The organism is Methanosarcina spelaei (assembly GCF_002287235.1).
Classification (GTDB): Archaea; Halobacteriota; Methanosarcinia; order Methanosarcinales; family Methanosarcinaceae; genus Methanosarcina; species Methanosarcina spelaei.
The window spans coordinates 1-19,613 of record NZ_LMVP01000541.1; the positions used below are offsets into that span (position 1 = coordinate 1).

Annotated in this window: 16 protein-coding genes; 8 read left to right on the top strand and 8 right to left on the bottom strand. The window is 39.0% G+C overall.

All coding sequences use genetic code 11. The annotated features are described in order from the left end of the window. From ASJ81_RS20495 to ASJ81_RS20530, 8 genes are all read right to left on the bottom strand, one after another. Nucleotides 1-1,121 (bottom strand): PKD domain-containing protein (locus tag ASJ81_RS20495; RefSeq protein ID WP_095645995.1); only part of this gene is annotated, 1,121 nt, incomplete at its 3' end. A gap of 502 nt (nt 1,122-1,623) precedes the next feature. After that, nucleotides 1,624-2,388: an ABC transporter permease gene (locus tag ASJ81_RS20500; protein WP_095645982.1), complete on the bottom strand. Its 765-nt coding sequence runs from the start codon at nt 2,386-2,388 to the stop codon at nt 1,624-1,626. Beyond that, nucleotides 2,385-3,377 (bottom strand): ATP-binding cassette domain-containing protein, encoded by a 993-nt coding sequence (locus ASJ81_RS20505; protein WP_095645983.1) that lies wholly within the window; start codon nt 3,375-3,377, stop codon nt 2,385-2,387. The genes ASJ81_RS20500 and ASJ81_RS20505 overlap by 4 nt, the downstream gene beginning before the upstream one ends. A gap of 283 nt (nt 3,378-3,660) precedes the next feature. After that, complete coding sequence (locus ASJ81_RS20510) at nt 3,661-5,379, bottom strand: dipeptide ABC transporter ATP-binding protein (RefSeq protein ID WP_095645984.1); 1,719 nt, start codon at nt 5,377-5,379, stop codon at nt 3,661-3,663. A gap of 2 nt (nt 5,380-5,381) precedes the next feature. Beyond that, entirely contained in the window at nt 5,382-6,491 is a 1,110-nt protein-coding gene (locus ASJ81_RS20515; RefSeq protein WP_245860388.1) for an ABC transporter permease, read from the bottom strand. Then, entirely contained in the window at nt 6,488-7,471 is a 984-nt protein-coding gene (locus ASJ81_RS20520; RefSeq protein ID WP_095645985.1) for an ABC transporter permease, read from the bottom strand. Before ASJ81_RS20520 ends, ASJ81_RS20515 begins: the two co-directional genes overlap by 4 nt. A 28-nt stretch (nt 7,472-7,499) precedes the next feature. Beyond that, entirely contained in the window at nt 7,500-8,360 is an 861-nt protein-coding gene (locus ASJ81_RS20525) for a class I SAM-dependent methyltransferase (protein ID WP_095645986.1), read from the bottom strand. Continuing rightward, nucleotides 8,338-10,008 (bottom strand): ABC transporter substrate-binding protein, encoded by a 1,671-nt coding sequence (locus ASJ81_RS20530; RefSeq protein WP_245860389.1) that lies wholly within the window; start codon nt 10,006-10,008, stop codon nt 8,338-8,340. The genes ASJ81_RS20525 and ASJ81_RS20530 overlap by 23 nt, the downstream gene beginning before the upstream one ends. Before the next feature lie 653 nt (nt 10,009-10,661). On the opposite strand from ASJ81_RS20530, the gene ASJ81_RS20535 reads away from it, so the two are divergent. The 8 genes from ASJ81_RS20535 (at nt 10,662) to ASJ81_RS20570 (ending at nt 19,207) form a co-directional block, all read left to right on the top strand. Then, on the top strand, nt 10,662-11,135 hold the full coding sequence (locus tag ASJ81_RS20535; protein ID WP_245860390.1) for a pre-peptidase C-terminal domain-containing protein: 474 nt from the start codon (nt 10,662-10,664) through the stop codon (nt 11,133-11,135). Then, nucleotides 11,095-11,874, top strand: coding sequence for a winged helix-turn-helix transcriptional regulator (locus ASJ81_RS20540; RefSeq protein ID WP_095645988.1), 780 nt, complete (start codon nt 11,095-11,097; stop codon nt 11,872-11,874). The genes ASJ81_RS20535 and ASJ81_RS20540 overlap by 41 nt, the downstream gene beginning before the upstream one ends. Before the next feature lie 471 nt (nt 11,875-12,345). Continuing rightward, nucleotides 12,346-12,765 (top strand): hypothetical protein, encoded by a 420-nt coding sequence (locus ASJ81_RS20545; RefSeq protein WP_095645989.1) that lies wholly within the window; start codon nt 12,346-12,348, stop codon nt 12,763-12,765. A 54-nt stretch (nt 12,766-12,819) separates the two neighbouring features. Next, a complete protein-coding gene (locus ASJ81_RS20550; RefSeq protein WP_170943429.1) occupies nt 12,820-14,733 on the top strand; it encodes a hypothetical protein in 1,914 nt (637 codons plus the stop codon). A gap of 22 nt (nt 14,734-14,755) precedes the next feature. Beyond that, nucleotides 14,756-15,652 carry an ABC transporter permease gene (locus ASJ81_RS20555; protein WP_095645991.1) on the top strand — a complete coding sequence of 299 codons (897 nt, stop codon included), beginning with the start codon at nt 14,756-14,758 and terminating at the stop codon, nt 15,650-15,652. Nucleotides 15,653-15,662: 10 nt separating this feature from the next. Further along, entirely contained in the window at nt 15,663-16,580 is a 918-nt protein-coding gene (locus ASJ81_RS20560; protein ID WP_095645992.1) for an ABC transporter permease, read from the top strand. Between the two features lie 4 nt (nt 16,581-16,584). After that, nucleotides 16,585-18,141: a COG1470 family protein gene (locus ASJ81_RS20565; RefSeq protein WP_095645993.1), complete on the top strand. Its 1,557-nt coding sequence runs from the start codon at nt 16,585-16,587 to the stop codon at nt 18,139-18,141. A 7-nt stretch (nt 18,142-18,148) separates the two neighbouring features. Beyond that, complete coding sequence (locus tag ASJ81_RS20570) at nt 18,149-19,207, top strand: ABC transporter ATP-binding protein (protein ID WP_095645994.1); 1,059 nt, start codon at nt 18,149-18,151, stop codon at nt 19,205-19,207. Nucleotides 19,208-19,613: the final 406 nt, after the last annotated feature.

The following is a 19,613-nucleotide window of genomic DNA, read 5'->3' on the forward strand; positions in this document are numbered from 1 at the left end:
GTATATTTTCCTGCTTTTGAATACTTATGCACCGGGTTCTGGACAAATGACTGCGATCCGTCTCCAAAACTCCATTTCCATGAAGCTGGTGATCCTGCGCTCTTGTCAGTAAACTGCATCTTAAGAGCGGGTTTTCCTGATACTAAATTACTGGTGAAATTTGCAACCGGTTTGTCTGTCACTTGTACATACTCTGTTTTTGTTGCAGTATTACTGCCTTCAGCATTCTTCACTGTTAAGCTAACAGTATATACTCCTGCCCTGGAATACTTATGAATTGGATTCTGGAGGAATGACTTTGATCCGTCTCCAAAGTCCCATACCCATGAAGCTGGTGATCCTGTGCTCTTGTCAGTAAAGGCAACATTTAATGGTGCTTTTCCTGAAGTTGTGGACGCCGAAAAAGCAGCAACTGAAGCTTTCAAATCGTTTACGACAATATAGTTCTTTATTGTTTTAGTGTCACTGCCCTTAGCATTCTTTATTGTTAAACTGACAGTATAGTTTCCTGCTTTACCGTAAGTGTGCGAAGGATATTGAACTGTTGAATATGTGCCATCTCCGAAACTCCATTTCCATGAGGTTGAAACTCCTGTACTCTTATCAGTATATGGAAATGGTGTACTTTTATCAGTAAACTGTACCTTTAGTGACGCTTCTCCTGAGGTTGGAGCTGCCGAAAAAGCAGTAACTGGAGCTTTAAAAGGCACAGTAGCATTTCCATCAGTAATAATAATAGTCATATGAACCCATAACTTCTGACCACAACAACTATTCCTGGTAGTCATACAACTAATGTAATAACCATTCTTTGGAAACGTATGTACCGGATTTTTTAGTGATGGAGTAATATTTGTTCCTTCGAGAGAGGTTCCGTCTCCAAAATCCCATCTGATATATGTCTCATTACCTGTTGATATATCCTTAAGTTGTACTATTCGCGGATCGTTCGAAACCGCTGTCGCTGTATAATCAATGCAACTATTCCCGCAGGAGCAGGTTATACGAGCTGTCGCTGGAGGAGTTCCTGCACCAAGAGGGGTTGGAAATATAGTAACTGTTGCAGAAGCAGTAGACGTGAGAACGAAGATAAGTATTAAAAAGATTAGTAAGAACTTCATAGTCTTAATTATATAAAGAGATATATTAAATTTTAGATATAGTGATGAAAGTGTAGTAAAGATCTGGAGTTTCTAATTATATACGACTATTAAGCTTCAGTTACATAAGTTCATAACATAATAAATTAATTTGTTAATGCATTAGAAAAAATGACTAAGTTTTGATTAATCTTGGATTTTTACTTCATTGAACCTATCTGCAATATTTACTTCGTTGAACCTATCTGCAATAATTACTTCATTGAACCTATCTGCAATATTTACTTCACTGAACCTATCTGCAATATTTACTTCACTGAACCTATCTGCAATAATTCCTCTGGCTTTTACTTTTATTTCACGGGAAGTTTTCCTGTGGTTTCAGGCAATTAATGATTTTTCCCTGACACTCAGAACGGAAAATATCCTCGCAATTTATCTTATTTGAAATAAATTTTTCAGGTATCCTGGCTGTTATCTTTCAAAAACCATAACTATTCCGGTTTAAAAAGAGAAAATGCGTCTATATTATCTCTGCCCTCTGGAAGAAATAACTGCTGGCGCAGACCATCAAAATTGACAGTGTTAAAAGAATAGATATATTCAGAACAATTGAGAACTCACAATGACCAATCAATATTCCCCGCAAAGCGTCAACACCATATGTCAGAGGATCAAAATAAGATAAAATCCTTATAGGAGCCGGCAAATTTGAAACCGGAAATAAAGCTCCGGATAAAAGGAACAGAGGGAATGCAATAAAATTAATAACCGTACTGAACCCATGAAAGTCTTTCAATAAGGATGACAAAATTAATCCTATGTTTATAAAGATCATAGATATAAGAGCCATTATCACGATAGAGAACAGAACCGCATGAATCAAAGGCAGCCTGAAACCAAGTAATACGGACATCAACATAATAATAAGTGCCTGAATAATTGATGTGGTTGCACTTCCGGAGATCATTCCAAGAACAATAGAGATTCTGCTTGCGGGAGTAACCATAACCTCTTTTAAAAATCCGAATTGCTTATCCATTATGACACTCATACCTGCATAAGCAGCCGTAAAAAGAAGAGTCATCCCGATAATACCAGGCACAAGATACTGAAAATATCCTATTGATGCAGGCAGACCCGGAAATTCCACTTTTCTAAAGCCCATACCCTGAAAGATCAGCATAAAAGCCGGCATGCCAATAGCACCCGCTATTCTGGACCTGACCCTGAAATACTTTATCATCTCACGCCGCCAGAGAACATATATAACTCTTGCCTGAATCATCGGAGCATCCTCCTTCTCATTCTTTCCTGTCTTACTGACTTCCTACTGCCTTCCTGTTCCCGTATTGTTGAGCCTGTCAGGCGAATAAAAACATCTTCAAGGCTTGGTTTACTGAAATTTATCGAACTGATCCTGACACCCAGGTTGGAGGCAGTCTGAAAAATTTCAGGGATATTTTTCTCATAATCCGATAGAATGAGATCAAGCGTTTTTCCATCAGGAATAACTTCCCTTACCCATTCTTTTTCCCCAAGTGCAGTCGCGATGAGATCGATCCTTCCTTCAATAGTCAGGCTGACACAGTCTCCAAGTAAACGGCTCTTCAGACCTGACGGAGTATCGAGTGCAATTATCTTTCCATGATCAATTATGGCAATTCTGTCACATAGAAAATCAGCTTCTTCCATATAATGAGTAGTCAGAATGACACATGTACCGTAATTTCTATTCAGGTTTCTTATGTACTCCCATATTGATCTCCTGGTCTGTGCGTCAAGCCCGAGAGTAGGTTCATCCAGAAACAAAACTTTTGGATAATGAATAAGCCCCCTTGCAATTTCAAGCCGCCTCTTCATTCCGCCCGAATAATTTTCAACAAGAATTTCAGCTTTGTCAGTCAGCCCCACAACATCAAACACTTCCTGAATTCTTTTTTTCCGCTCATTTGAACGGATGTTGTACATCATGGCATGGAACTCAAGATTTTCTCTCCCGGTAAGCCCTATATCAAGTGAAGGGTCCTGAAATATTATTCCTATATTAGTCCTGATCGAATCAGGATCCCTTCCAAGACCATATCCTGCAATTTCAGCTTCTCCTGACGTAGGAAGAAGAAGAGTAGTCAGCATATTGATTATAGTCGTCTTTCCCGCACCATTAGGGCCTAAAAGCCCGAAAAGTTCTCCAGGCTCAACCGAAAATGAGACACTGTCAACGGCAGTAAATTCTCCAAATTTTTTTGTCAACTCTTTAACTATTATTGCACTCATGTTAAACAAGACCCTCAAACCTGAGTAAAACCTTCATACCTGAGAAAACCTTCAAACCAGGATTTTTAAGCAATTTCCAGAAATTATATTAGAAGTTCATATTAGAAGTTCACATTAGAAGTTCACATTAGAAGTTCACATTAGAAGTTCACATTAGAAGTTCACATATCAGAAATTAGCATATCAGAAATTAGCATATCAGAAATTAGCATATCAGAAATTAGCATATCACTAACAAAAATAAACAGTGCTGGTTTACGAATTTTAAAAAAGATCGTGATGCTTAATGAGTATGACAGCACAATCCTATTCTCGAACCCACAAGCCTTTTTGTATACTCATCAGAAGGTGAAAGCATCACATCATGAGAATTTCCTATCTCTATAATCTTTCCGGAATTCATAACCGCTATCCTGTCAGCAATCTTCAATGTAAGGGAGAGATCGTGTGAAATATATATCATTGCAAATCCTCTCCTGTTCTGAAGGCCCTTTAAAAGACGCAATATATTTGCAGATGTTGAAACATCCAGAGCCGAAGTTATCTCATCGGCAATAAGGAGTTTTGGCTCCATAACCATTGCCCTTGCAAGTGCAACCCTCTGCCTTTGACCGCCGCTGAGTTCACCGCAATACTTGCGAAGAAAATTATCACTGCTGGGAAGACGAACAAGTTCAAGGGCACTTTTAACCATTTGCAGTCTATCTCCGTTTGACCCGATCTTATTGATATAAAGAGGCTCTTTGATTGCATCAAGCACAGTAAACCTGTTGCTGGTTGAACTGAACGGGTCCTGGAATACTATCTGAATGCCATTGAACCTGCTTCCATAGTTTCCACCGAAAACATTCCCACCCATAAACAATACATCTCCGCATTCAGGCCTTATTACATCTGCAAGGATATGCGCAAGGGTTGACTTACCCGAACCGGTCTGTCCGACAATTGCAAGAACCTCTCCTTCCATCACTTCCAGGTTAACATTATTAACTGCCTGAAGATATTCACCATCTGGCAGACGATAGCTGAAGTTCAGATTTTTAGCCGCCAGAAGACCTGCTATGCCACCTCTATGGCATGCAATTTCTCGTCCCTCTCCTGCAGGCACAAGAACCGGGGAAGTTTTATTGCATATATCGATCCTCTGTGTACATCTCGGGCTAAAAGGACAGCCCTCAAATTCATCTCCTGAAGGTACATCGCCGGGAATTCCCCATAAATCTTTATAAACGAAAATATCCGGGGTCGAATGGACAAGGCCCCTTGTATAAGGATGAAGGGGAGATACGAGAATATCCCTTACAGGTCCTGTTTCAATAACCTTTCCTGAATACATAACAGCAATTCTGGACGCAACAGAAGACACGAAAGTGATATCATGAGAGATCACTAACATCGTATATCCATTCTTCTGAAGATCGACCAGAAGGTCCCTGATTTCCTTACGGGTAAATGCATCAAGGGCAGAAGTAACCTCATCGAGAACCAGTAGTTTAGGATCGCATGACAGAGCCATTGCCAGAAGAACCTTCTGCCTCATACCTCCGGAAAGTTGATGCGGATATGAATCCATCCATTTAGGGTCAAGGCCGACAGTCCTGAACAGATCAGCACATTTACTCCGTGCTTTTTCAGGGCTGATATCAAGGTGCTTTATCATTGGTTCCGTTACCTGAACGCCTACTTTCAAAACAGGGTTCATTACCTCCAGGCCATTCTGAAAAACTATTGCAATATCCTTCCATCTGAATCTGTTCATTTCAGGTTCAGGCAAAGAAGAGATTACCTCATTCCTGTAAAGAATCTCACCGGAAACAGCTGTATTTTCCGGCAAAAGCCCCATGATCCCGAGTGCAACAGTGGTCTTGCCACTTCCTGATTCTCCAACAATACCCAGAATTTCTCTTTCTTCAATCTCAAAAGAAATGCCGTCAACAGCCTTAACAGTATCAATGTCGGTTAAATAGTGGCATTTAAGATTATTTATTTTAAGCAGACTCATGATCAGAAACCTTTCTTCATTTTTAATTTTGGATCAAGTATTCTCTCCATATCCCTGCTTATGAACGCAAGACAGAGAAGAAGGAATATGAGCATAAATAACGGAGGCAGTAACCACCATTGCCAGTAAGGTGTAAAATATATTGAACGGAAACCGGTTGCATGATTGAGCATCATTCCCCAGCTCTTGGAAGTAGGGTCTCCGAGGCCCAGGAAAGCAAGTCCTGCTTCGGCTACGATTGCATGTGAGGATATACCGATGACAAGCACGAAAAGAACAGGCAGAATTTCAGGAAGTATATGTCTCCAGAGCAGGTAAAACGGCTTTGCACCGTAGTTCCTGGCGGCAATAATATAGCTGTTTTTCTTTAACGACAGCGTCTGGGAACGTGCAATACGTGCGGGTTTGGCCCAGCTGAAAAGGACAAGGATAAGAATTACGTTAAGAATGCTTGGCCCTAGAAAAGCAGATATTACAATCAGAAGAGGAAAGCTTGGAAGAGCCATTGTCACATCAATTACTCTCATAAGGCCCTGATCAATATACCCTCCAATATATCCGGCAAGTATTCCAATGGCTCCTCCTCCAAAGCCTGATATAAAGGCTACTGCAAGACCTATTGTAAGGCTCATTCTTGCACCGTAACATATCTGTGACCAGATATCCATACCAAGTTCATCGGTTCCAAGTATGTGCCCGAAACCAGGAGGTTCAAGTGAATCGCCTGTAATTCTCTGAGGAGAATAAGTTGTTATCACAGGAGCAAAAACTGCCATTAAAATTATGCAGAGAATTCCAAAGATACCAATTTTACCTTCAGTACTGAACCTGGAAAATGGCCTAGATACGCTGCTTACAATTTTATTAATTCTGTTAACTCTATCAATTCTGTTAACTCTGCCAATTCTGTTAACTCTATCAATTCTGTTAACTCTGCCAATTCTGTTAACTCTATCAATTCTGTTAACTCTGCCAATTCTGTTAACTCTATCAATTCTGTTAACTCTGCCAATTCTGTTAACTCTGTTAATTATATTAGTTTTATTAATATTTAAAGCCTGAATAAAAGAAAGTATTCCGGCATTTCCAGAAGCATCAGTATCCTTTATCATATCACAACCCTCGGATCAAGTTTCCCGTATATTTTGTCAACCAAAAGGTTGCAAATAAGTATGGAGACTGCAATTACCAAAAGAATACCCTGAATAAGCGGATAATCCCGGCCGACTACAGCACTTCTGAGTGTCATCCCTATGCCTGGATAAGAAAAGACATTTTCAACCAGTACAACACCCCCCATCATTATGCCAATCATAAAACCTGTTCTTGTGACTACCGGGAGCAGTGCATTTCGGAGTGCGTGACGGATCCAGACATTTTTTTCACCCAGACCTTTAGCTCGGGCAGTCCTGATATAATCCTTTGTGGTCACTGTAATCAATGTGTTTCTGGTGAGCAGGTACACGCCGGTCAGCTGTGAAAGTGATAGAGTCAGAACAGGAAGAAAGGCGTGGTACAATATATCCAGGACCTGATCTGTCGGACCATTATAATGTGCGAAGGGTGTAACAGCACCTGCAAGTGGAAAAAGCCTGAAATATACACTAAAAATCAGAAGCAGGATCAGGCCGAGCAAAAAAGAAGGAATTTCTGCAAAGGCAATCATGCCCGTCATCATAATTCTATCACTCCCCTTCTTCCGGTTCTTTGCCGAAAGTGTTCCGAGAACCACACCGGAAATTGTACTGACTACTGTAGCACTCACGACAATTAATATAGTCCAGGGAAGATGGAGCATTATTACGTCACTGACAGGCATTTTGTAATAAATACTCCTTCCAAGATTGCCAGTCATCAGGTTCTTCATATATGATAAAAACTGTTCATAAAGCGGCCTGTCAAGTCCGTAATAGTTTACGTAATAAAGATGCTGCTCCTCTGTCATTACAATAATCTCTCCCCCTACTTCATCTGCGGAAGTGGTTGAGAATGGGTCTCCAGGCATCATCCTTGGTAAAAAAAAATTAATGACAAGAATTACAAGAAGCGTCGATAATGACCTGAAAATAAACGAATTCCTGTCATTTACCATCCAATCATCTTATCCCTTTACTATCCGATTATTTGCCGTTAACTTCCCAAACCATCATACCGGTATATACATCCGACTCAGAACGGTAGATTCCATCCGGAGAGACATTTTGATAATAATCCATTATTTTTTGTTTAGTTTCATCATCAAAATCCAGTCCTCGCCCAATGAACCCTATTGCCTGTTCTGCCGTCTCTTTCCAGTTTAGTTCTTCCTTCCATTCGGAATGGTTGACCCGAAGCGACGGCTTGTAGCCTGAGAGGTAAAGATACATGAATGGATAAACTATGCCGTTCATGTTATTCTCGGATTTTTCACCAAGTATCGAACTCCTGATATCACGATACGCCCTGTCCTCTTCTCGTCTAAGAAAGTTACTGTAGTAACAGAGATTTTTTGAGCACGCCATCATCTTGTCAAAACTCTCGATATCCTTTACTCCAGGTGTCATGGACGCAATTACCAGGTCATACTTATTCCGGAACCCAAGGTCATCTATGTCTGCGGTCCACCAGGAGCATTCAATGATATCTACCGGAAGAGATTCTTTTTTTACAGAATCTTTCAGTCTGTCAAGCATCCCGGATGAGATATCAAGTGCTGTCACCTCTGCTCCGAGCTTTGAAAGAGGAAGAGAGAGAGTACCGGGCCCGCACCCGATATCCAGGACTCTGGAACCTTCGGGATTAAAGCCGGCCTCTTCAAGAAATTCGAGAATCTCATCGGTCCTCTTCTTTCTGTTATCTTTTTCAATATTATTGGCATAGTTACCAGAACGTTTGTTCCAGAACTCTGCCATCCTGCCCTCATCCTGGATCAGACCATTACCTGTAGCTTTTTTCCAGCATTCGATCAGGTTATCAATATTATCTTTTTGCTGCAACTCCATCCCTCTCTAAATACGAAAGAATACACTGTGTTCTTGCATGGTGGTCATACCTGTTCATCCAGCCGTCATATTTTGAAATGCGCCATACATCATACGATGTAGTATAATAGAGCGGTATTGCAGGTACATCATTAGCAAGCGTGGTCTGCATAGTGTATACTATTTCTTTTCGTTTACTATCGTTCAATTCCTGCAATTCCTGAGTGCCAAGAGCATTCAGGGTATCATTGTGGTAACCAAACACTGATGCGTCAGATGATACACTTCCTGACTGCGAACCGGTATCACAGTATCTTGTACGGAGATAATCTGCATCCTGTCCCCAGCCACCAAAGCCGCTGATTGCAAGTTCAAAATCTCCATTCTTTAGATTGGCATCACGGGATTTGCTCTCAAGGGCTTTCACCTGAACATCAATTCCTACTTCACTTAGCCTTTCTTTTATAAGTTCACCGATACGGACTTCGCTACTGCCGAGAGATAATATATATGACAGTTTTTCCCCATTTTTATCACGTATTCCATCGCCGTCTGTATCGGTCCATCCAGCCTCGTCAAGCAATGCTTTTGCCTTATCCGGGTTGTAGTCATACTTCGGCTGGTCAGAGTTATACCAGATGTGATCTTCAGAGAGTATGCCCATTTTACCGGCTTTACCTGCGCCTCTTGCGATCTTTTCCACCAGTTCGTCACGGTTAATGGCATAAGCAAAGGCCTGCCTTATTCTGCTGTCATTTAGCTCCGGACATTTTTTCATATTGAAATAAAACTGGTAACCCCAGAAAGCCGGCTGCTGGACTATTCTTATATCAGAGTCTGATTTGAACCTGTCAAGAGTATCAGGCGATATACTTGTGAAATCAATTTCTCCCTGTTCAAAAGCTATTAAAGAATCACTGACCGGAACAAATTCGACGACTCTAACGGCTGGTTTCGGTCCCCAGAAGTTCTCATTTGCCACAAACCGGTATGTCCCATGCTCTTTATTGTACTCATCAAGAATGTACGGGCCAGTACCGATGACTGCTTTTGGATCAAGGAAACTTGCAGGGTCTGAGACATTTTTATATATATGCTCAGGTATGATTTCAAAACTTGTGAGTTTATAAATGAATGTAGAAACAGGCTGGGCAAGTACGAACTTTACGGCACTTGAATTCACGACCTGAACATTGTCTATAATACCAGCCTCAATTCCACCTGAAACGGGCACATTTTTCTGCTCATAATCGAAAGTAAATTTAACATCATTTGCCGTAAAAGGTATTCCATCGCTCCAGTTGACACCTTCACGAAGATAAACCGTATATTCTGTTCCATTTGAATTGACATCCCAGCTTTCAGCCAGCCAGGGAATTATACCTTTTTCATCCCTTTCGAACAGACTGTCAAAGATCATTCCAACTTTTGATGACCCAGGACCCCTCGGGTATATCGTAAAAGGCTGCGGATAACCACAATCTCCGCCGCTTAGATTAACAATATCCACATATTTTGATCCGTCTGAAAGGTTCTCAACCAATGTCCCGGTCTGACCGGAAGCGTTTGCAGCCGGTGTCCCGGCCTGAGCACTGTCCTGATCAGTACAGCCCGCCGTCATTAAAATCAGGGCTGTCAGGAAAATAGAAAATAATAACTTCTTTTTCATCACAGAGCACCTTATTTGTGAATTTAACCTACCTAATCACCTGTAATATGAATAAAGACACTAACGACACATAGCTGATATTACCTGAATATATAAGAGTGTTACTAAATGTATTCAAAATAGAAAGAGTTTATTAATTAAACTACTCAAATAGGAATATTAATTTGAGAAGAATACCCAAAACAAGGTCAACTCATCAAAAATACAGTTCTTGCCAAAAAAGAATCATTTTCCACTGAACTTACATCCAGAATTATAAGTCCATCTACATAACCTAAAGAATACTTAGGGCTCTACAGAAATCTCTGAAAAAATACAAAACGCAATCAAAAACTACAGAAATTTATGAATGTAAATCCTGGAAAAAACATAGAAAGAAGATGCTCTGAAAAACTTTCAAAGCCAACTTATAAAGTTTAAGATTTTATCTTGATGTAGAGAATAAAATAGCCTCACCGGTTTTTCTCTTTTTTGAAGAATTATTCTTGATAAAAGGAATATTTGCATCTTTTTTCAGGCGACTTATAAATTTCATAATGAATAATTATATAATAGTATATTTGTCTTTTTAAAGTTATAGCAGAAACTATATATGTAGTTATTTATAATTTATTTTTGGGTGATACTATGAAAATCTGGAAATTATTGATTTTATGCTTTATAATAGGATTAGTGGCTGTTCCTGCGGTTTCTGCCAAAAAGGATACTCAGAAAACTCGAAAAATAAAGTTGTTTTAGATTCTACTGGAGAAGATTACGTTGTTAGCTCCTGGATAGAAAATCCTTTTGATATAGAGAATTCCGTTTCTTCCCTACGGTCAATCCAGTCCATAAGCCAAGGACATACCATAACTCACAATGTAAACGTAGGTTCAGGAGTGAATTATCTAGAAGTGGATTTGAACTGGGGAGACACAAGTGATTCCCTGACTCTTAGCGTTTACACTCCCTCAGGAAGCAAACTTGGAACTTACAGCGATAACTCTGATGGAAGCGTAAATGGTAGGATACGCATCAATATAGATCCCTCTCAGGGATACGTGCAACAGGGAACCTGGAAGTTCAAAGTTTATGGGGAATCAGTTAGTGGAACACAGAGCTATACATTTGGTGTTGCGCTGCATTAATTATAGGAGACTCTGTCTTCTTTGTTTTTTATTTTTATTTTCAATATTAACAGCTGAGGCTACTGAATACATTGTAAGCCCTGCTCCGGGCGATAAATTTGGGGAATCAATAGCTGGAGAAGACGTACAGATAGTAGAAGATACTGTAATACCTTACTGGCAGTTTCTGCTCTGGCTGGCTGCGATGCAAATTTTATCAATAATAGACGTAATTCTATACTTTGCAAAGCTTATTTTTATAATACTTGGATTTCGAGTTGTGGACCATCCAAATGCTGTTGGAATTCTGAAGAGAAAGCACATATATAACTTCATTAAAGCCTGTCCAGGCACCTGCAGCAGTGAAATTGCAGATAATATGAACCTTAACCGGGAAACTCTTCGCTATCATCTCAATATTCTCGAAACACAAAATTTGATTGAAGCTCAAAATGATTGTGGAAAAGTCCGATATTTTCAGAATAATTCTACATACGGTGAGGAAGAAAAACAGGTTATTTCAGTCCTCCAAAATGAGATGACCCGAAAGATAATTTTTGAGATATTAAGGGAAGAATGCAACACCAACGGAGATCTTGCCAGGAAAACAGGAATGTCCAAAAGTGCAATTACATGGTATATAAAACAATTAAAGGAACTAGATATTATTGAAGAAAATCGGGCAGGAAAGAGTACAATATACAATATAAATCCTAATTATCGGGATACAATTGAAAAAGATGTACATGAAACTTTTTGAGTAACAACTCAAGTAAAAATGCTTATCCATTTCACTTAAACTCTTTGTTCTCAAAAGTTATATTCTGAGTCTCTCATAAATGTGAAATAATTTTACTTATCCACGTTAGTGCGCGTTTTGCTTAATTTTTTTGGATAATTAAATCTTAAAAACAAGAACTCAAAGTATCTTTTTATTGCCCAGCTTTTACATTCGTGCCTAATTTTTTTAAAATATCTCAACTGACTCTTAATGTTAAGAACACTATGCTAAAATTAAATCATAAATTAAGCATCTAGTTTGATAGTTTAATGATTCCGTTAAAACCTTTACAGTTTATATAATTTGTGTTAATAGTAATTAATGGAGTTCAAATTTACTCTGAAAGACCCATTTGAACTCCATATGCCCGGAGGCATGGTTATGTTAGCCTCATAACACTTAAGGTTTACTAATTCTGCCTCTGGAGTAGAATACATGAGGTAAAAGTAAATGAAAATAAAGAGAAAGCTTAGAAGTGGTATACTGCTTATTATGCTTCTCCTTGTAAATGCTGGAACCGTCATGGCTGCTGGAGGGAGCAGCTACAGTGGTGCGTCAACTATCACCGTTCCAGAGGGAGAATACGACTATTTTGGAGAGTACACAAAAGGCTCCTCAACTGGAGATTGGTTTAAGTTTGCTGCAGAAGGTGGTGAAGATGTGTACATTGATTTAAGGTACATATTTTACCGTGATAACCAGGGAGAAATGCTTCAGTACAAAACATCGAGCACTATTAAAGCACATGTATGTAATAGCCCTTACTACAACGACCATTGGGGAGAAGCCTCAAGTAATGCTTGGCCTCGAATTGAAATGAGAGGAGATACGGGCGCAGAGTATGACTTCATAGTTGGGAGATATGACTAAAGGAAAAATTAAATTTTTTCTTCTTTTATTTTTATTTTTTACCTGGTGCAAATAATGGATAGAAAGTACGTACTTAGAAATATACTATTGATTTTCTTGTTGATGGTTTCTGCAACGGGTTTAGTTTCTGCAGATGATATAAGTCCTGATCCAATGGAAGCCTCGTTGATATCTGACCTCAATCAAACTATTGGTAAAGATGCCTTAAGCCATGTAGACAAAAGCCGTCTTGATGTATATGGAAGCCCAATATTGTCTTTTAATTGGGATCCGTCTGGAACTCGTGTTTTAGTTTTTGTAATAATCAATGTCTGTACAAAGAATGAGGTAAGCCGAACAACACTGGGACAGGTACAGGCTCTATATATAGCAAATGGAGACGGATCCAGAGAAAAACTCATAGCTTGGGCTGAAAACACACCTTATACTCGTGAGAGAAATAAACACAATGGAATAGCCATACCAGTATGGAATCCTTCGGGAGATTCATTTCTATATCAGGAATCTTCGGACGGTAATGTTCATTTTATTGGCGGAATCCATAGCATCAATGTGGTTGACTCAGAAAGTCTTAATTTACTCACAAAAGAACAAATTTCTTTGGAGGGACCTGTTTATGAATGGTCTCCTAAAGGCGATAAGTTGCTGTACGCTGGCTTTAATGAAAAAAAAGAATCCTCTATATTTATTCTGGACCTTGAAAATAACGTTTCAAACGAAACTCCTATAAAAAATTATAAAACTAAATTTAGTAACAATGATTTTATCTGGTCTCCTGATGAAAAAAGGGTCGTTTTTGCAGAAAAAGGAGATCTTTTCATTCTAAATCCTGCAAACAATGAGGTTAACACAGTTTTTTCAGCAGATAATATTTGTTTTGATAGGGCCGTATGGAGCCCTGATAGCAGTAAACTTGCTGCATACGAATTTATAGGGAACGAAGAACCTGGCAAGTTAATTTCTAATATACACATAATTGATGTAGAACATCAAAAATCCAATAAGGTGGTATCTCTTAATTACGGTATTGTCTATGGATGGCTACTTGACAGTAATAATATTATATTTCAGGAACTCTCGGAAAATGAGACTGGAAACATATATACTCTTTATTCTATGTCCATAGATGGTAGCAACAAAACCCGATTGTTTAGCAGTTCCAGTGATTTTGTTGTATCTTTAAGTCCCTCTGGAAAATTTATCGAAATAACCCACTCTTCCAGTAAATACAATAGGTTATCTGATCAAGGTATCATTGAATATATTTTAATGTCCAGCAGCGGTTCGGGAGAAAAACATTGGAATATATTCCAAAACGGATATGCATGGAATAACAACGGAGATCTAGTTCTTGGAGTTGCAAATGAAACTCAAAGTAATATGCTAGCTGTAATCAACACGTCCACAAAAGAAATAAAGACAATTAAACTTCCCGTTTCTTATATTGAGGAGATTAGCTGGAGTCCATCTGGACGTTATCTCATTGTAAGGACATTTTCTCCAGAAACCTCTTCCTATGAAGGAAACTCTTACGAAGGCTATGCTTCTCAGGATTATCTTCTGGAATTACCAGAATATGATTTGCCAATGCTCTTGGAAATTGAAGGAAGTATTGAGGTTGAGACTGAGATTAATGTTTCAGTCAGATCAAGTTCCGGAAAAATTGGTAATGTAACTATTTTTGTAGGGAATGAATCTGTAGGAACAACAGACGAAAAAGGAACTTTAGCATATAGGTTTAGCAAAGAAGGAGAGTTTCAGATCAGAGCTGTTAAAGAAGGGTACTCTACCGCAAGGCGGATGGTCACAGTTAAAGATACCGGTGAACAGAAAATTAGTAATGAAGTTACCCCGGAGATTGTGCATCCATTAGATGCAAACGATGCAGAACTGCCTGGATTTACTGCATATTTAGTGTGCTTTGGGCTTATATCTGCACTATTTTTTCATAAAATAAACAAAAAATAATGGAGTAAATCAGGGGATATGAATGGAATGGAGTATTAAAAACATTTTAGTGGTTGCACAGAAAGAGTTTGCAGATAACTTATTGAGCTTGAGATTTATTTCCCTAGTTTCAGTTTTTGCAATAATTTTGTTTTCTTTTAGTTACCGCGCTTCAGTAAAAGGTATCAATATATTTGAAACGGGTTTTATCGATGTAACCCAGATAATTGCAGTGTTTCTACCTTTGCTAGGAATATCTCTTGGCTTTGACAGCATAGTCAAAGAGAAAAAATCTGCATCCTTAAATGTTCTCTTGACCCATCCATTGTACAGGGACAACATTATCACAGGTAAAATTCTGGGTGGAATGATAACTCTTGTTCTTGTGGTTTTTATTGCTGTAATGGTGTCAGTAGGAACTATACTGCTTGTTTCCGGTACTCAAGTAGCTTTTACCGAACTGAACCGAGTTCTTGTCTTCACAGCACTGACCTACCTTTATTTGTCTATTTTTTTGTTATTGGGAATATTCACTTCAATTATTTCAAAAAATGCAATCAATTCTCTCGGTAATGGGATCTGTGCCTGGCTGATCTTATGCGTTGTATTTGGCGGTTTTATTATGATGATTTCTTCTACTGTTACTGACCAATCGGTTTTTGAATTAGGTAATAATGAAAATGTTCTTGAAGTCAACGCACAGCTCCAAAAACTAACGCCTGTTCATTACTATTCAGAGCTTGTAATGGGTCATCCATCTATGTCATGGGGAGGTTTTTCAAGAGCTAATCCCGATGCTATCATATTATTTAATACCAGCTCCACTCTTGGTCAATGGGTGGAAGAATACTGGACAGATGTTTTGATATTAGTGTTAATGCCCTTAATACTGCTTATAATGTCTTTTGTGGCTTTTTTGAAGCAGGACATAAGTAACTGAGGGAAAGATTATGAGCACAAAAATGAAAAATAAGAGTTTGGACATTAAAAACGTATTTCATGTGGCACAAAAAGAATTCGCTGATCTCGTATCAGGCTCGTTATTTTTAACTTTGATTGCTACTTATACCCTTATAATTTTTGTTTTTTCATGGAGAAGTGTACATCTGGGAGAGCATACAGGATCTGAATTTACATTAATGTCTGGTTTCAGTGGTGTTACTGGTGTTACTAGGCAAATAGGATGGTTCTCACCTCTGATCGGAATTGCACTGGGATTCGATACAATTATAAAAGAGAGAAAGTCGGGATCTCTTAATGTACTTTTGACTCATCCGGTTTTCAGAGATAACATCATAGCTGGCAAAATGCTCGGGATAATGGGCATTCTTATGACTGTCATTATCTTCTCTACAATAGTTCCGGTCGGAACCATTCTTATATTTTCTGGTATTCACATGAGTGAAACAGAACTTCTAAGAATTACAGCATTTATAGTTTTCAATTTTTTATATGTATTAATTTTCGCCGAAGTTGCGATATTATTATCCACTGTAGCCAATGATGCTGAAGATTCGTTGGTCTACAATGTTATAATATGGCTTTCTATTTGCATTGTTTCCGGTTCGATCATTATTGCAACCGCATCAATTGTTACCGGGCAGTCAGATCCGTATGAACTTGCATCAAAAATAATAACTATTTCTCCGCTTCATCACTACAGTGAAATATCAGTTGGAGAAATTGATCTTAGTTGGGGAGGAATTAATAATGAACCAGTAATCGAGGGAGTTTTTGATACACGCTTTACTTTATTTCAATGGTTTAATGAATTTTGGTCTAATCTACTATTTTTGATTATAGCTCCTTTGTTACTCTTTATTCTATCATTTTTGACTTTTTTAAGGAGGGATATAAGTACCGGATAATGGAATGAAACTCCTCCCAATCCTACTGATGGTGTTACTTCCTCTCATGTCCTTCCCTGCAGGAGCCGATTTTTCCAGTCTTGCAGTCTTAAACGAAATCAGTGGCAAGGTTGCAAAGCCTGGGGATCTGGTGGAGTTCAGCTTTACCTTAGAAAAGGGATACAACACTTCTGAGAGTACATCAGTTACATTTTTCCTGGAGAAAGTACCCGAAAACTGGACTGCAGGTATCTATGCAGATGGCACTCAGGTAAGCCAGATTACTCTACCCGAAGAAGCGGGTGAAAAGGAATTGACTCTTAAAGTAAGAGTTCCTGAAAATGAAAAGGACGGAGCATATCCTGTAAAAATAGGTTTACGACCTTATGGAGAAAGTATAAGGAACTATGATACGGTATATCAGGAATTTACAGTGACAATCGACAGGAATGCAATGTCCAACATGGAAATCTACTCTGACATTCCTGGAAAGAAGACACATCCTGGAATTCCTGTCAGTTTTGGAGCTACCGTCGAAAACAAATATAAAAGCAGAGCAAATTTTCAGATTTATCTCGTTTCAAAACCCGAAGGGTGGGGAGTTGACTTGCTTTCGACGGATGGAACAAGGATTACCAGGTTAGGAGTCCCTGGAGAAGGAAATCAGCAGTTTAGTGTTACAGTAAATCCTCCACTCAATGCAACAAAAGGAGATTATGAAGTTTTAGTGGCAGCATGTCCTGAAAAAAGCAATCAGAGTGTACTCTTGCCTCTAAGTGTAACAATAAATCCCGAAATGGCAAAGAATGAGGATTTGAGTGCATACGTCGAATTTAATTCCAGCATTGTCGGACTTGCAATTAGGCCTGAAAAGACTGCCAAATTTGCAGTTTCCTTGAGAAGTCGGTATGATCAGCCGCTTAAACTGAATCTTAAAGTTTTGAGCCAGCCTGAAGGCTGGAACACGGAATTTGTAACTGACGACGACGAAGACGAAAGGCTTTCTTCATTTATGCTTGGTGCAGGTGAAGAACAGGCTTTCATTGTTAAGGTCAAGCCATTCCTGAATGCTACGAGCGGGCTTTATCCTATTACGGTTGCAGCAGTAAGCGGAAACAGGACTGTTTCCAGGCAGCTTGAGGTAAATATCAATAATAACCTCGAAAATGCAGAGCTGCTTAAAGTCGATTCAAACCCCAGTGAATTGACATTGAATCCGGGAAGCTCCTCTGAAATCAGGATTAACGTAGAGAATAGAGGAAATGATCCTCTTGAAGATGTTACTCTTGAAATTAACGAGGTAACCGGCATCACCAGCCAGATCCAGGGCTTTGGAACGATAGAAGAGCTGGAAGCAGGAGAGTCAAAAACCATACCTGTGCAGATTACTGCAAATGCGAATGCAGGTTCTGGTGTTAAGGAAATTTTCGTCCGGGCAAAGAGTGACGACCTTGTGAGTTCGGAGAAAAGTATCAAGGTGAATGTTGAAAAATCATCAAGTAGCGGACTTCTTGGCATAGCTCTTCTGGGCTTTGCAATTATTGTGCTTGTTTTTGTAGTACGTAAATTCGGAAGGCGGTGAATAATCGATGAGTATGGAATTAGAGCAAAGTGGAACAGAATCAATGGACATGGAATTAGGACAAAGTGGAATAGAATCAATGGACATGGAATTAGGACAAAGTGGGGTTGTACGAAAAACAAATAAATTGGCAATAGAAACTATTCATTTGAGTAAATTTTTTGGAAAGGAAAACCAAATTCGTGCAGTAGATAACCTGAACCTGCAGGTAAGAAAAGGAGAAGTCTTCGGTTTTGTTGGGCCAAACGGAGCTGGCAAGACCACAACTATGAAAATGCTTATTGGTTTGCTTGAGCCAAGCGAAGGAAGCGGAAAGGTTGCAGGTTTTGATATTGTCCGTGAGATTATCAATATAAGGGAACAGACAGGAGTTCTGCCTGAACCTGCCGGTTTTTATGACAATCTCACTGCAAGGCAGAACCTGCGTTTTTATGCAAAACTCTATAATATAGGACCCGAAGTTCGTGAAAAGAGAATCGTAGGCCTGCTTGAAACCGTAGATCTTACACGTGCCATTGACCAGAAAATAGGCGGTTTTTCAACAGGAATGCGAAAGCGTTTCGGGCTTGCTCAGGCTCTGATCAATGAACCTCTGGTCCTTTTCCTTGATGAACCAACAAGCGGTATTGACCCTCTTGGTGCTCAGATGATGAGAGATCTTATAAAAGACCTGAACAGGAGCAAAGGAGTGACCGTTTTTCTGAGTTCACATTCTATGGAAGAAGTACAGGAAATCTGCGACCGCATAGCGATAATAGCAAGAGGGAAGCTTCTGGCAGTTGGCTCTGTAGAAGATTTGCGAGACATTGTAAGAGCAAAGGAAGGTGTGCATTATTTGCTCGAGGTGGAGGATATTCCACTTTCAGAAGCTGCAGAAGCCATAAAAAAAGTAGAGGGCGTGCAGGATCTTGAAATTCAGGACAGAACTTTGCATATACATACAAAAATGAAGCTTCGGACTGAGATTGCAAAGGCCATCAAGAAGGCAGGTGGTACGGTATCTATGTTCGAAGAGGAAGAAATGAATTTGCAGAAACTGTTCCTTAAAATTATTGAAGGAGTATAAAATAGTAAACATATTTGATACATTGAATGTTAGGTGGTTAGAAAAAACAGAGAAAGTCCAAAAATTAATGGATTTCAAATTTGCTCTTAAGGAGACGATCTATTCAATATTGTCTAAAACACCATATTTTGTATTTGCTCTCTAATTAGGTCCAAACTTACTACGAATTATGTAAATTTTCTTTTTTACGATGATTTAGAATAGGGGAAATATGAACAAAACTCGCGTTTCCAAGGGATTATATGCCAAAAGTACTGAAAGTAAGCTTACTCTTAATCCTGCTCATTTCAAGCATATCTACAGGTTTTGCAGCTTCATCTGATAATTTAAATGTGAGTACTGAGGGAATTAGATGGTCAATTTGTATCTAATTGATATTATATATTTGAAAATCGTATATTTATAC

Coding starts and splice junctions, on each gene's coding strand:
- ASJ81_RS20530 (WP_245860389.1), bottom strand. CDS start 10,008: ATGAAAAAGAAGTTATTATTTTCTATTTTCCTGACAGCCCTGATTTTA.
- ASJ81_RS20560 (WP_095645992.1), top strand. CDS start 15,663: ATGAGCACAAAAATGAAAAATAAGAGTTTGGACATTAAAAACGTATTT.
- ASJ81_RS20515 (WP_245860388.1), bottom strand. CDS start 6,491: ATGATAAAGGATACTGATGCTTCTGGAAATGCCGGAATACTTTCTTTT.
- ASJ81_RS20555 (WP_095645991.1), top strand. CDS start 14,756: ATGGAATGGAGTATTAAAAACATTTTAGTGGTTGCACAGAAAGAGTTT.
- ASJ81_RS20525 (WP_095645986.1), bottom strand. CDS start 8,360: ATGGAGTTGCAGCAAAAAGATAATATTGATAACCTGATCGAATGCTGG.
- ASJ81_RS20535 (WP_245860390.1), top strand. CDS start 10,662: ATGCTTTATAATAGGATTAGTGGCTGTTCCTGCGGTTTCTGCCAAAAA.
- ASJ81_RS20505 (WP_095645983.1), bottom strand. CDS start 3,377: ATGAGTGCAATAATAGTTAAAGAGTTGACAAAAAAATTTGGAGAATTT.
- ASJ81_RS20500 (WP_095645982.1), bottom strand. CDS start 2,388: ATGATTCAGGCAAGAGTTATATATGTTCTCTGGCGGCGTGAGATGATA.
- ASJ81_RS20545 (WP_095645989.1), top strand. CDS start 12,346: ATGAAAATAAAGAGAAAGCTTAGAAGTGGTATACTGCTTATTATGCTT.
- ASJ81_RS20570 (WP_095645994.1), top strand. CDS start 18,149: ATGAGTATGGAATTAGAGCAAAGTGGAACAGAATCAATGGACATGGAA.
- ASJ81_RS20520 (WP_095645985.1), bottom strand. CDS start 7,471: ATGGTAAATGACAGGAATTCGTTTATTTTCAGGTCATTATCGACGCTT.
- ASJ81_RS20510 (WP_095645984.1), bottom strand. CDS start 5,379: ATGAGTCTGCTTAAAATAAATAATCTTAAATGCCACTATTTAACCGAC.
- ASJ81_RS20565 (WP_095645993.1), top strand. CDS start 16,585: ATGAAACTCCTCCCAATCCTACTGATGGTGTTACTTCCTCTCATGTCC.
- ASJ81_RS20550 (WP_170943429.1), top strand. CDS start 12,820: ATGGATAGAAAGTACGTACTTAGAAATATACTATTGATTTTCTTGTTG.